At 50.5% G+C, this 13,654-nt stretch carries 10 protein-coding genes; 9 read left to right on the top strand and 1 reads right to left on the bottom strand.

Annotation, left to right across the window (positions count from 1 at the left end; all coding sequences use genetic code 11):
- The first annotated feature begins 23 nt into the window (after positions 1-23).
- Genes T458_RS30440 through T458_RS30425 form a run of 4 tightly spaced genes read left to right on the top strand, consistent with a single transcriptional unit; the run spans position 24 to position 2,908 of the window.
- The gene (locus T458_RS30440) at positions 24-902 is read left to right on the top strand and encodes a 5-oxoprolinase subunit B family protein (protein ID WP_031305303.1); all 879 of its coding nucleotides are present in this window, start codon (positions 24-26) and stop codon (positions 900-902) included.
- A complete protein-coding gene (locus tag T458_RS30435) occupies positions 895-1,875 on the top strand; it encodes a 5-oxoprolinase subunit C family protein (RefSeq protein ID WP_023554256.1) in 981 nt (326 codons plus the stop codon). Before T458_RS30440 ends, T458_RS30435 begins: the two co-directional genes overlap by 8 nt.
- 15 nt (positions 1,876-1,890) lie before the next feature.
- Entirely contained in the window at positions 1,891-2,136 is a 246-nt protein-coding gene (locus tag T458_RS30430; protein WP_023554255.1) for an acetyl-CoA carboxylase, read from the top strand.
- Positions 2,137-2,149: 13 nt separating this feature from the next.
- Positions 2,150-2,908 carry a LamB/YcsF family protein gene (locus tag T458_RS30425; protein WP_023554254.1) on the top strand — a complete coding sequence of 253 codons (759 nt, stop codon included), beginning with the start codon at positions 2,150-2,152 and terminating at the stop codon, positions 2,906-2,908.
- Between the two features lie 44 nt (positions 2,909-2,952).
- Here the strand turns inward: T458_RS30425 and T458_RS30420 are convergent, their stop codons facing one another.
- Positions 2,953-3,303 carry a DUF3899 domain-containing protein gene (locus T458_RS30420; RefSeq protein ID WP_023554253.1) on the bottom strand — a complete coding sequence of 117 codons (351 nt, stop codon included), beginning with the start codon at positions 3,301-3,303 and terminating at the stop codon, positions 2,953-2,955.
- Positions 3,304-3,468: 165 nt separating this feature from the next.
- Here T458_RS30420 and T458_RS30415 point away from each other — a divergent pair, with 165 nt between their 5' ends.
- The 5 genes from T458_RS30415 (at position 3,469) to T458_RS30395 (ending at position 11,695) form a co-directional block, all read left to right on the top strand.
- A complete protein-coding gene (locus tag T458_RS30415; RefSeq protein WP_023554252.1) occupies positions 3,469-5,136 on the top strand; it encodes a peptide ABC transporter substrate-binding protein in 1,668 nt (555 codons plus the stop codon).
- A 92-nt stretch (positions 5,137-5,228) separates the two neighbouring features.
- A complete protein-coding gene (locus T458_RS30410) occupies positions 5,229-6,161 on the top strand; it encodes an ABC transporter permease (protein WP_023554251.1) in 933 nt (310 codons plus the stop codon).
- A gap of 8 nt (positions 6,162-6,169) precedes the next feature.
- Positions 6,170-7,222: an oligopeptide ABC transporter permease gene (opp3C, locus tag T458_RS30405; protein WP_427329495.1), complete on the top strand. Its 1,053-nt coding sequence runs from the start codon at positions 6,170-6,172 to the stop codon at positions 7,220-7,222.
- Positions 7,223-7,239: 17 nt separating this feature from the next.
- The gene (locus T458_RS30400) at positions 7,240-8,256 is read left to right on the top strand and encodes an ABC transporter ATP-binding protein (RefSeq protein ID WP_031305300.1); all 1,017 of its coding nucleotides are present in this window, start codon (positions 7,240-7,242) and stop codon (positions 8,254-8,256) included.
- 148 nt (positions 8,257-8,404) lie between these two features.
- Positions 8,405-11,695 (top strand): DEAD/DEAH box helicase, encoded by a 3,291-nt coding sequence (locus T458_RS30395; protein WP_031305299.1) that lies wholly within the window; start codon positions 8,405-8,407, stop codon positions 11,693-11,695.
- Positions 11,696-13,654: the final 1,959 nt, after the last annotated feature.

The following is a 13,654-nucleotide window of genomic DNA, read 5'->3' as shown; positions in this document are numbered from 1 at the left end:
TCGCCGTGAAGGAAGTTACCCAGATGCAAACCCGCTACGAATATGGCGGGGATGAATTTATCTTTGTTCAATTGTCCGAAGCGATGAGCTTGGAAGCCAATTTTAAAGGGATAGCCATCACGCGAAAGCTGAAGGAAGCCAATCTCGAAGGCGTATACGACATCTGTCCCTCCAATGCTTCATACATGGTGCGTTTTGATCCGGATGTGATCCCGCCTGAGGAATTGATGGCGCGATTGCAGCAAATCGAGCGCGAAATGGAAGGGCTCGATGATATAACCATCACCTCTCGTCTGGTCGATGTGCCCGTCTATTTCAACGATCCCTGGACGCATGAAGCACTGATGAGATTCCGCGACAGGCATCAGGATCCGGATTCGACGGATTTGGAATATTCCGCGAAAATAAACGGCTATGATTCATCAGAAGCCTTTATCGAAGCGATTACAAGCGCTCCATTCCTCGTCTCGATGATTGGCTTTGTTCCCGGGTTGCCTTGGTGCTTCCAGATGGTTCCCCGGGAAAAGCAGATCGAGGTTCCCAAATACGTCCGGCCGCGTACGTTCACCCCAGAACGGGCATTTGGCTTCGGCGGAGCTTTTTCCGTCATCTATCCAGTTCAAGGAGCAGGCGGCTACCAATTGTACGGCATTGCGCCCGCGCCAATCTATCAAAAGGATCAGACGCTGTTCGACTTTCAGGAGTCCATCGTCTTTCCGAAGCAGGGCGATATTTTCCGTTATCGCAGCATAGGGGCAGAGGAGTACCAGGCGATCCGTGAGCAAGTCGAGGATGGCAGCTTTGTCTATCACAAAAAGGAGATTCAATTTACGCCGGGAGAGGTCCTCGCCGATCTGGAGGGCTTTGCCGAGAGGGCATTAAGGAGGTTGTACCATGATTAAGGTTCTCAAGCCTGGACTGCAGACGACTGTTCAGGATCGTGGTCGCATCGGTTATTACGAGATTGGAATGCCTCCCTCTGGTGCCATGGACAAATATGCGTATACCGTCGCCAATTTGCTGGTGGGAAATGACCCCGAAGCTGCGGTGTTGGAAATTACGTATCTCGGACCAGTCCTGGAATTTGGCAAGAGGATGAAAATCAGTCTGACAGGAGGCGAAATTCCTCCCAAAATCAATGGACAGCCTGTTCCCATGTGGACGACGCTGGAGGTTCGGGAGGGAGACCAGCTTTCCTTTGACTTTGTCAAGGGCGGAGCGCGGGTGTATCTGGCTGTAGAGGGCGGGATTGCAGTTCCTCTCGTCATGGGTTCTCGGTCGACCTATACCTTGATCGGCATCGGCGGGTTTGAAGGCAGGGCGTTGGCGGAGGGAGACGTGATCCACACGGCAGACATGATTCGGAAGTCAGTAGCAGCTGGTACCAGCGTAGAAGCAAGCCTGATACCCACCTACGGGAAAACACATGAGATACGTGTTGTGGTAGGGCTTTGCAGCTATCGACTGACGGAAGAAAGCAAAGAGACTTTTTTGGCTACCGAATGGACGGTCACGCCGGAGGCCAATCGTACCGGGTATCGTCATCGAGGGGAGCGGCTGCAATTCGTCGAACGCGAACAGCCATTTGGCGCAGGCAGCAATCCTTCCAATGTGACAGACCTGGGCTACCCGATCGGGTCCATCCAGGTGCCGGATGGCGTCGAACCGATTGTCCTTTTGCACGATGCGGTGACGGGCGGCGGTTACGCGACCATCGCGACTGTGATCAGCACCGATCTGGATCGCATGGCGCAGATAAAAACGAACGAAAAAGTGCGCTTTGTCTCCGTCACGATGGCAGAAGCCTTGGATGCGAGAAAAGATGTGCAGGCCAAGCTCGGGCGGGTTGCACAGATGATTGAAAGCGGGAGCTAGGAGGAGAGTGTGAAAATGGCAGAGAAAACAGCAATTGTATCCCCATTGCCGGGCATTTTTTATCGCAGACCTAGCCCGGATATGCCGGAATTCGTGCAGACTGGGGAGTCGGTCAAGGAGGGTGACGTCATCGGCTTAATCGAGGTCATGAAAAACTTTTACGAGATCAAGGCGGAGGCGGACGGCATCGTAGATCAATTCGTTGTCAATAACGAGGAACTGGTTGACGCTGGCCAGGAATTGGTAACATTGATCAAGTGAGGGGCAGGTAGACATGTACGTAGATCTGAACTGTGATATGGGCGAGAGCTTTGGCCACTACCAGTTGGGCAATGATGAAGAGATGATGGCCCTGATCTCATCCGCCAATATCGCTTGCGGCTTTCACGCTGGCGATCCGCACGTGATGAGAAAAACCGTCCAGCTCGCTCGCCAGCACGGGGTGAGCATCGGCGCTCATCCCGGCTTTCCCGATATGATGGGCTTTGGACGCAGGTATATGAACTGCTCGGCAGAAGAGATTCGCGATTACATCCTCTACCAGACGGGGGCATTGCGCGAATTTGCTCGAGCGTATCAATTGGATCTGGACCACTGCAAGCCGCACGGTGCCCTGTATATGATGGCGATGGCGGATGAAAAGATCGCCCGTGCGTTTCTGGAGGGCCTGGCGATGCTCGATGAGAAAATGATCGTGTTCGCCTTGAACGGCTCGGCTGTCGCCTGGCTCGGGGAAAAGATGGGCATCCCGATCGCGCTCGAGGTGTACGCCGATCGCGAACATACAGAAGATGGTTCCATCGTCCTGACGCGTTCCGGACCGACGATTTCCGATCCGCAGACGATGGCAAAACGAGTCGTGCGCATGGTGAAGGAAGGAAAAGTGACGACGCCGGATGGCAAGGAAGCGACGGTACGTGCCGATACGATCTGCATCCACGGAGACACCCCCGGAGCGGTTGAATTGACGAAAGCAATCCACCACGCATTTCGCGAGGCAGGCATTGAGATTCGCTCCGTCAAGAAATCTTGAATCAAGCAGGCTGACCACCGAAGACGTGGTCAGCCTATTTGGCGTCAGGAAATAGAGAGAATCGAGAGAGCAAGACTGAGGAGAAAATAGAAGAATCCCACAAGCAAGAACGGCGTGGGTGACCATGTTTTTTGTTGATAAACGGCATCCGCACGGTGACCTTCCTGCTCGCGGATAAAGCTTTCCTTTTTTCGCAGGGAACGCAAAAAACGCTTGCAGCTATCGATAAAACCGTAGAAGAATCTGCCATTGCGGACTAGGAGGATGGCGCCAATCATCAGCATAAGTAAAGAGGCATAAGTCAGCCCGTCGAGCCAGGTCAGGTAATAGGGATCACTGGGAAATACGAGAGAATAGAACAACGATGCGATAACTGGGCTCAGAGCAAGAAGCATCCACCCTGTTCTTGTAAGAGAAGACCACATGAGACTAGATACCTTTCGGAAGCGGGATAATTTTAATTAAGGCTTGACTGAGAGTTCAGAAAAATTGTACTTTATATAGTATATCCATATATGGTTATATCGTCTATATGAGATCTGGATGGTAGGGGGGCACTCATGAAAAAAAGAAAGAGTTTTCTGGCTTTTACGTTGATGGCCGCATTGGCGGTGACAGGCTGTAACTTCAACTCAGGCGAGTCGAGCAGCCAAACGCCTGCGCCAAGCAACAACGGTGGAACGACCACAGAACAGCCAAGCAGCGGTAAAAAAGTATTGCAGGTTTTTAATACAGACGAAATTCCAAGTCTGGATTCAGCCCACGTTCATGAGACGGTTTCCTTCACTGTACTCAACAATACGATGGATGGGCTCTATCGTCGGGATCAAAATGGCCAACCGTATCTCGCCATCGCGGAAAAGCATGATGTGAGTGAAGATAAACTGGTTCATACCTTCACGATTCGCGACAACGCAAAATGGAGCGACGGATCGCCTGTTACGGCCAAAGATTTTGAATTCTCTTGGAAGAAGGTATTTAAAGAAGCCGGCCACTACAGCTTCATGTTTGAAACTCTGGCTGTGAAAAACGCGGTTGCGATCGAAAAGGGCGAAAAACAGCCGGACGAGCTGGGAGTAAAAGCATTGGATGACCGTACGTTGGAAGTAACATTGGAAAATCCAAACCCGCTGTTGAATCAATTGCTGTCCTTCCCAACGTTCTATCCCCAAAAACAGGAATTCGTCGAAAGCAAGGGAGACAAATACGGCCTCGAATACGACAATATGCTGTATAATGGTCCGTTCATGCTGACGGATTGGAAGCATGATCAGGGCTGGACCTATACGAAAAACCCGAATTACTGGGATGCAGGAAAAGTAAAGCTCGATCAGATCGATGGCTATGTTGTCAAAGATGCTCCCGCAAGGCTCACCTTGTTTGAAGCGGGTCAACTTGATCGCATTGAGCTGGACTCTTCCTACGTGGATCAGTTCAAAGATGACCCTCGTTTTCATATTATCGAAACGCCAACCATCTATTTCATCCGCTTTAACCATGAACATCCTGTACTGAAGAATAAGAACATTCGCAAAGCGATCAGCATGGCATGGGATAAAAAAGGTCTGACTGATGTCATTCTGAACGATGGTTCATCGCCATTGAACGGCCTCGTGCCGAAGCGTTTTGCAACAGACGCGTCGGGTAAAGATTTCCGCGAATTCAACGGCGATTTGCAGCAAGGCTCGCTTGAAGATGCAAAGAAATTGTGGGAACAGGGACTGAAGGAATCCGGCGTAACCGAGGTGAAGCTTGGCGTAAACGCTGCTGACACCGACAGATCGAAGAAAATCGGGGAGTACCTGAAAAATCAACTGGAGAAAAATCTCCCTGGTCTGACTCTTGAGTTGAAAAACGTACCTTCCAACCAACGTCTGGAAATTGAGAAAGCGATCACCTACGACCTTTCCCTGGGGACATGGGGACCAGACTACGCCGACCCGATGACGTATATCGACATGTGGGTGACGGGCGGTTCTGCAAACCGGATGAAATATTCCAACCCGAAATACGATGAGCTGGTGCAGCAAGCCAAGCTGAACACCGATTTGGAAAGCCGTTTCAAACAAATGGTAGAGTTGGAGAAAATCTTGATCGAGGAAGATGTGGCGATTGCGCCGATGTATCAAGAAGGACTCGCGATTCTGCAAAAAGAGTACGTAAAAGATTTTGTGTACCTGCCAACTGCACCAACGAACAATTACCTCTGGGCAGATATCGTGAAATAAATGATTTCATGTGAAAAGAGGGTGCCGCCAAGCATCCTCTTTCCCCCTGTGGGGGAGCTTTACAGACGCTGGAATGAGATGAGGTGGACGAAGTGGGAGCATATCTGCTGCGACGGTTGGGATATATGCTGGTCACATTATTGGTTATCGCGACCGCGACCTTTTTTTTGATGAAGATGCTTCCAGGTACGCCCTTTAACAATGATCGATTGAATGATCAGCAACTGGCGAACATGAATGCCAAGTACGGCTTGGATCAGCCCGTTGCTATTCAATATCTGAAGTACATGAGCAATTTGGTCCAAGGTGACCTGGGCGACTCTTACAAGTATGTGGGGAGAAGCGTAACCGAAGTCATCTCGGAGCGAATAGGTCCATCGGCGCTGATCGGATTTCAGGCGTTGATCGTCGGGACCTTGGTAGGATTAGCACTAGGTGTGACATCGGCTCTGCGACATAATAGCTTGCTGGATTACACCTCTGTGACTTTGGCCGTATTGGGAATGTCAATCCCGTCCTTCATCTTTGCAGCACTTTTGCAATACTACGTGGGATTGAAGTGGGGCCTCCTGCCTCCTGCTTTATGGAAGGGCTACGAATATACCATTTTGCCTACGCTCGCCCTGTCGGTGACGGTGATCGCCACTGTGGCTCGCTTTATCCGCACCGAGATGCTGGATGTCATCAACCAGGATTATGTCATGACAGCACAGGCGAAAGGGTTGAATCAGCGCAAGGTCATCATCCGACACGTATTGCGCAATGCCTTGATTCCTGTTGTCACGATGCTCGGACCTCTTGCTGTCAATATCATGACGGGTACACTGGTCATTGAAAAAATCTTCTCGGTGCCGGGTCTTGGGGAGCAATTCTCGCTCTCTGTCATCGTGAATGATTACAGCGTTATCATGGGGATTACGTTGTTTTACAGCTTTCTCTTTATCTTCATGGTGTTTATCGTCGATATTTTGTACGGTTTGCTGGATCCACGAATCAATTTGCGAGGAGGAAGCCAAAAAGGATGAGCATGGAACTGGAACGAACCAAGAACAACTCGCAGCTTCCTCAATCCGCAGCACCACTCTTTCCTGCAGATTCGATTCCCGAGGATCTTTTCGTCCCGGAGCCGGTCGATGCCAGTCTGCAAGAGCAAACCAGCGGTCCGATGAAATCTGTATGGCAAGACGCCTGGCAGCGACTGGTGAAGAACAAAGGTGCGGTCCTGTCTTTGTTTATGATCCTCTTGATCACCTTTCTGGCGTTGGCCGGTCCTGCGATGTCAGGGCGTACCTACGACGAGCAGAATCTTCTTTTTTCCAATTTGCCCCCAAAAGTTCCTGGGCTTGAGTGGCTTGGTTTCGATGGAATCGATTCGAAGGGAATCAACCAATACGAAGTCCGCGGCGTGACAGAGAACTTCTGGTTCGGTACCGATGAATTTGGCCGGGATCTGTGGACGCGCGTATGGAAAGGAACGCAAATCTCCTTGTTGATCGCAAGCTTGGCTGCCTTGCTTGATCTGATCATCGGGGTAGCCTACGGCGGAATTTCAGCTTTTTACGGCGGTCGGACTGACACGGTGATGCAGCGGATTATCGAGGTGCTGATGGGGATCCCGAATCTGATCGTCATCATTCTCTTTATTCTCATCCTGGAGCCGGGGATTTTCTCGATTGTTTTGGCGATGATCGTCACAGGCTGGGTCAGCATGGCGCGTGTCGTCCGCGGGCAAATCCTGCAGATCAAGGCTCAGGAATTCGTCATGGCCTCCAGGGCATTAGGCGCATCCAATTCCCGTCTGATTGTCAAGCACATGCTGCCGAATGCAATCGGTCCGATTTTGGTCACGATCATGTTTACCATTCCCAGCGCCATTTTCTTCGAGGCTTTCTTGAGCTTTATTGGCTTGGGGCTGCAGCCGCCGCTCGCTTCCTTGGGCATGCTGATTCAGGATGGCTATGTGGCAATGCGCTATTTTACCTACAAACTCGTATTCCCGGGTATTATCATCAGTGTCTTGATGATCAGCTTCAACCTGCTGGCTGACGGACTTCGCGATGCTCTCGACCCACGAATGAAAAAATAGGAAAGGGATCGATGTCGATGAACGAGACTATACTCTCAGTTGAAAATTTGCGTATCTCTTTTCATCTTCAGGATCGAGTGATCCAGGCGGTTCGCGGCGTATCGTTTACCCTGAACAAAGGGGAGACGCTGGCAATCGTCGGTGAGTCGGGGTCTGGAAAATCAGTGACGGCCAAAAGCTTGATGCGTTTGCTGCCTAAACAGACGACGCGGATTACAGATGGTCGCATTCATTACCAAAATATGGATATTACAACCATTTCACCACGAGAACTCGAGTCTTTGCGTGGCAAGGAAATTTCCATGGTCTTTCAGGATCCGATGACCTCGCTGAATCCGACTATGAAGATCGGCCAGCAGATCATGGAAGGAATTGTGCAACACCAGACCTTGACCAAAGCAGAGGCTCGTCAAAAAGCGATTGAGATGCTGAAGCTCGTGGGCATTCCCAATGCCGAAGAGCGTATGGAGGCCTACCCGCACCAATTTTCCGGCGGGATGAGACAGCGCGTCGTCATCGCCATCGCATTGGCTTGCCGCCCCAATATTTTGATCGCGGACGAGCCGACTACTGCTCTCGACGTCACGATTCAGGCTCAAATTCTGGATTTGATGAAAAGTGTGCAGGAGCAGACGCAGATGGGCATGATTCTCATTACCCACGATCTGGGTGTTGTGGCCAATATGGCGCAGCGAGTCGCGGTCATGTACACCGGGGAAATCGTCGAGATTGGTCCAACGGATGAAATTTTTTCCAATCCGCAGCATCCGTACACCAAGGGATTGCTGCAATCCATGCCGCGTCTGGACGCAGATCGACAGGAACCTCTGGTGCCAATCCCGGGGTCGCCACCTGACGTAAGCCGACTGGGCACCGGTTGTGCTTTTGCACCCCGTTGTCCATACGTCATGAAGGTATGCCATCATCACGCTCCTCCCAGAACGAGCTTGAATGAACAGCACGGTACCGCCTGTTGGCTGCAGGATCAGCGCTCTTTGAAGGCGAGAGAGACATTTCAGATGCAAAGATCATGATGATGAAAGCCTAAAACCAAAAACTCTTTTGGGTCCGAATCCACATTGGGAACGGGTGACTCAAAAGAGTTTTTTTCGTTTCATCTGTTATGATGGTGAAATGAAGGACCTACAGCCCGGAAAATCGATTGATAGAAAGGAACCGACGATGGCTTTTCATCTTACGCGACAAGAGATTCGGCTATTATGTGGCAGATTGGCATACGAAAAGGGTGAGGCATACGTCAGGGAGCGAAAAGTGGGGCTCACGCACATCGATCATGACTACGGAGTGTATGAAGCGGTGGTCAGTGGAAGGGAAGATTTTGCAGTATCCATTGAATTCGCTCAGGATCGGAGCATGGATGCGTCATGCACGTGTCCCTCTCTTTCTTCTTATGATCATCATTGCCAGCACATTGCAGCAGTTCTGATACACCTCCATGAACGTATGGAACACGGTACTCTGCTCCGTCCTTACCTGAGCACGACAGCTACTCAGGGCGGACGAGACGGTTTGAGACTGCATGCAGCCAAAAGCATGCTGGATTTGTTTCAGGGGCAAGGAAAGGAAGAGTCGGCAAAGCAGATCGGGCGGGTACGCTTCGATTCGCGGGAAACCCTTGAGGTGGAATTCACTGTTCGGCCATACCCATATGGATATCGGCAATTGCTCTTTGGCATCGAAATGCGGCTAGGCAGCAAGAGGCTTTATATTGTGCAGAAAATGCGTGATTTTTTGAACAGGATCGCCCGCAAGGAAGCTTTCGTCTTTTCCAAGCACTTCACCTTTGAGCCCCTGGAGCACTGCTTTGAACGAGAAAATGAGGAAGTGATTCAATTGCTCCTCGAAATATATCAGCATGAAGCCATGTTTCGGGAAGCTATCAACAACAGTGCCCAGATCGGCTATGCTGGCATGCGCAACGCTGAACGAATCCTCTTGATTCCGCCTGTGTTCTGGGAACGGATGCTGTCGGCTTTGCAAAAAGCTCCTTTGGTGAAATGGGTCCAGGGAGATCAGGAGTACCATGGTATTGAGCTGGGAGAGGGGAATTTGCCGCTATCCTTTTCGTTCACGCAGGATGAGGAAGGTAGACAAGAAGAGTACCAAATGAGCGTAAAGGGTTTGGATCGCTTGACGATCCTAGAGGCTTACGGGATGGCGCAGTACGAGGGGGCTTTATACAAATTAGGGAGTGAGCCTTGCAAGCGTCTCTTCAAACTGAAACAGATCATGGAAAAAGCGAACGCCGAAAGGATCGTGATTGAACCCGAACAGCTATCTCCATTTATTGAGCAGGTTGTACCGGGCTTGATGAAACTGGGAGAGGTACAGATCGCCCCTGCGATTTCCGATCGAATCGTGAAAACGCCGTTGCAGGCGAAGCTCTATTTGGACAGAATCCGGGACCGCTTGTTAGCTGGCTTGGAATTTCATTACGGGCAGGTCATGATCAATCCGTTGGAGGAAAAAGAGCCAAAGCAGCCCCATTTTCAGATTCTCATCCGGGACGTTGAAAAAGAAGAGAAGATCCTGGAGATCATGCAAAATAGCATGTTCACCCAAACAGAGGCCGGTTATTTTTTGGAGAATGAGGAAGCTGAATATCATTTTCTCTACCACGTCGTGCCCAAGTTGGAGAAGCTGGTCCAGGTGTACGCAACATCTGCGGTCAAAACCAGGCTTCATCCGGGACAAGTCGGTGCAAAGGTCAAGGTGGAGCTGAAGGAACGAACCAATTGGTTGGACGTACAGTTTGAGTTCGCCGGAATTCCGGAATCAGAAATTCGCCAACTGCTTCATTCTGTCGAGGAGAAGCGCAGATACTATCGTCTTCCAAATGGCTCCTTGCTGCCGTTGGAGGGAGAGGAATTTCAAGAGATCGGCCGCTTTCTCGATGCGATGAGCATACGTCAAGCCGATTTGAAGGGCGGCGAGGTGCGCCTGCCACTGATACGGGGAATGCGGTTCCTGGATGCCGATCAACAGGGACGCACTGTTCAATTGGGTAAGTCATTCCGCAAACTGTTGGAAAACATGCGCCATCCGGACAACCTGGATTTTCCCTTGCCCGATTCATTACAGCATGTATTGCGTGATTATCAGCGGTACGGTTTTCAATGGATGAAAACACTGGCCCATTATGGTTTTGGCGGGATTCTGGCCGACGACATGGGATTGGGCAAGACCTTGCAAAGTATCGCATTCCTCGTCTCAGTCTTGCCGGAAATTCGGGAGCAGAAGCTTCCTGCCTTGATTGTAGCGCCTGCTTCCGTGGTGTATAACTGGTACCATGAATTGAGGAAATTCGCGCCACAGGTCAAAGCCGTGGTTGCAGATGGAACCAAGGAGGAGCGTGAACAGAGATACCGGGAGACGGCAGAGGTCGATGTAATCATTACCTCTTATCCGCTCGTTCGCCGCGATCACGACCATTTTGCCAAGTCCCGTTTCCATTCACTGATCCTTGATGAGGCCCAGGCGTTTAAAAACCATGCCACACAGACAGCCCATGCTGTAAAGCAGATACAGGCAGAATACCGCTTTGCCTTGACCGGGACCCCGATCGAGAACAGGTTGGAGGAGCTTTGGTCGATTTATGATGCCGTGTTTCCCGCGCTGTTTCCCAGCCGAAAAGCGTTTAACGAACTGCCATCCGAGATCGTCGCCAAACGCATCAAGCCTTTCTTGCTGCGCCGGGTCAAACGGGATGTCCTGCAGGAGCTTCCGGAGAAGATTGAATCCATCCAGACCTCGGACCTGCTTCCGGAGCAGAAAAAGCTGTACCTGTCCTACCTGGTCAAATTACAGCAGGAAACCTTGAAGCATCTACAGGAGAAAGGGTTCCAAAAAAACCGCATCAAAATATTGGCGGGCTTGACCCGTTTGCGCCAACTATGCTGTCATCCTGCTTTGTTTGTCGAAGAGTACACAGGCAGCTCCGCCAAGTTCGAGCAGCTGCTAGACACCTTGGAGGAATGTCGTCAAGCAGGCAGACGCGTTCTCGTTTTCTCGCAGTTTACGGAGATGCTGGGGATTATCGGGCGCACACTGGGCGAGCTGGGAATTCCTTATTTTTATTTGGATGGACAAACTCCTGTCCGCGAGCGTGTTCCACTGTGCCAACGGTTTAATGAAGGAGAGGGGGATTTGTTCCTGATCTCCTTGAAAGCAGGGGGGACCGGGCTGAACTTGACTGGTGCAGATACTGTGATTTTATACGATTTGTGGTGGAACCCGGCAGTTGAGGAACAGGCAACGGATCGAGCCCATCGCATCGGACAAAAAAAGATCGTGCAGGTCATCAGACTGGTCACACAAGGAACAGTAGAAGAAAAAATGTACGATCTTCAACAAAAGAAAAAACACCTGATTGATGAAGTCATTCAACCAGGTGAAGAGGCTTTGTCTGCTCTGACTGAGCAGGAGATTCGTGAAATTTTGCAGCTGGAGTAACTGCTTTTGCGGTTGCTCCCATTCTTTTGACTGCAGTGTGATCGGACGATTCCAATCCGCCTGATAGAGGCTGGCCTCAGGAGTATCCGCGATGACAGCGTACTCCCCGGGGGCAAGGTCAAACCAGAATACCAAGTCGCCATTCGCCTCTCTTTGGAGAGGTTTTTTCCCGTTCACATATACTTCTTTGCTCCGCGCTGCCATCGACAAGCCTTTGATCGGATGGCCGCTCTCATTTTTTAGATAGACGGCTCCGTTGGGTGCGTACGCCATCTGCACATGAGAGAGATCCAGCCAATAATCCATGATGTTCCCAACGGTGGTCAGGTATAGATCCCCTCGATCGCGCAAAGCTGCCATTCTTTGTAACACTTTATCAAAAGAGGGCTGAATAACCCAGTCTCCTTTTGCGTCCTGGCCGATAAAATGGCCACCTCGTTTTTCGGTGGGAATCCTGGCGAGGTAGGTATGGTTGATCAAAACTCCGCGATTGCGCACCAGATCATACAAATGTTTGCCGGTATACTGATCCAAGGTATCTTCGGGCACAACCAATGCTGCCCAGGTGTAGAATGGGCCAGTGACGGTCGGGTGCGACCAGTACAACGGAGTGCGCTGGGCATCGTTACGTCGATTTTGATAGAGATCGAAAGAGGTATTGATATTTCCGGTATCTTCCGAGCTGTAATGCCAGAAATAACGGGTGTCATATTTTTCCCACATATTTGCCATGTAGTTAGGGGTCTTGATGTCCAGACCGTTAAAGGCAAAGCTGGATTTCAGGTACCCATGATCAATCCAGGTGACACTGTTGAAGCGATTTTGCATAAATGACATCGCTTCTTCTGTGGTCGGCTGATAGTGCCGGAACTCGAAAGGATAGAGCGTGTGCAGCACGATTTCATTCCCATTCGCATGAAGCTGATCAAGGAAGGACAAGAAGTCCGGCCTTTGTTTGATCGCGATAGAAGAGCGTTCGTCCGGTTTGTAATACGGATTGGAATAAAAAACGCTTTTCGTAACGGGTATCCCGTATTTGACAAAGCCGCCGACTGCTTTTGAGACGTCAGTGATCTTCTCAGAGCCAAAATAGATAGCCCGATTCGTCTCCAAGGACTGTTCATCCGCATGCTCGGTCCACACATGTGTCGCCAAATACCCGTCAGGCTGGGTCATAAAACGCGGCATAACCTTGGGCTGATAGCCAACCACGAGAGAAAAGGAGTTCGTTCGCTTCTGCGTGGCACGATATTCGGAAGGATGGCGAACTTTTCCTACCCGATTGTCCTCGGTTTGCTGCACGTAATGATGATCATTCATATGATCCAGGTTGATGAGGAGTTCTTTCTTATCGGTATACAGCTCAAGAGATGAAACCTCTGGTGTATGGTACAAAAACGCGCATCGATTGCCGGAGCCGAAGCGAACCCCTTCACGGTCTAGCCAATAGGCAGACTGAAGCCACCAGGTGTCGACAATCCGGTTTTTGCGGTACACCTCTGACACTTGCGGTTTGAACGTAAGATCCAGCGCCTCTCGAAACACCTTTACATCCTTTTGATAGCTAGTGTTTACAATCACGCCAATCATCGGACTATTTTGATCCAAATGATATTGCGTCGTTACTACGGAAACAGGGGTTTTTCCAATCATGGTTACTGTCCAGCCGGTATCTGTTTTGCTTGTTTGCACCTGCTTTTGTGTCCAATCTTGGACACGGGTTTGTTCCTGCTTCACGAAAACATTGCGGTCTATCGGCAGCGCCAGTGGCGGCGCAAAATGCACTTCGTTTCCAACGACTTTGGTCACTTTCGCTTGGTGGACCAGTGGTTTATTCAGTCGCCCAGCATAGGATTCGGAACGTATTTCGATGGTTGATCCTTCCCGCATGCTCGGCGATTGATCAAAAACAATACTTGCGCTCCCTTTGGGATATGCCGGTTGAAGCGCATTGTAGAT

The sequence above is a fragment of the Brevibacillus panacihumi W25 genome (assembly GCF_000503775.1).
Lineage (GTDB): Bacteria > Bacillota > Bacilli > Brevibacillales > Brevibacillaceae > Brevibacillus > Brevibacillus panacihumi_A.
This window is presented reverse-complemented; position numbering and strand designations above follow the sequence as displayed.

Bases quoted from the DNA above. Each gene is read 5' to 3' on its own strand.
- T458_RS30440 (WP_031305303.1), top strand. From the start codon at position 24: ATGCAAACCCGCTACGAATATGGCGGGGATGAATTTATCTTTGTTCAA.
- T458_RS30435 (WP_023554256.1), top strand. From the start codon at position 895: ATGATTAAGGTTCTCAAGCCTGGACTGCAGACGACTGTTCAGGATCGT.
- T458_RS30430 (WP_023554255.1), top strand. From the start codon at position 1,891: ATGGCAGAGAAAACAGCAATTGTATCCCCATTGCCGGGCATTTTTTAT.
- T458_RS30425 (WP_023554254.1), top strand. From the start codon at position 2,150: ATGTACGTAGATCTGAACTGTGATATGGGCGAGAGCTTTGGCCACTAC.
- T458_RS30420 (WP_023554253.1), bottom strand. From the start codon at position 3,303: ATGCTTCTTGCTCTGAGCCCAGTTATCGCATCGTTGTTCTATTCTCTC.
- T458_RS30415 (WP_023554252.1), top strand. From the start codon at position 3,469: ATGAAAAAAAGAAAGAGTTTTCTGGCTTTTACGTTGATGGCCGCATTG.
- T458_RS30400 (WP_031305300.1), top strand. From the start codon at position 7,240: ATGAACGAGACTATACTCTCAGTTGAAAATTTGCGTATCTCTTTTCAT.
- T458_RS30395 (WP_031305299.1), top strand. From the start codon at position 8,405: ATGGCTTTTCATCTTACGCGACAAGAGATTCGGCTATTATGTGGCAGA.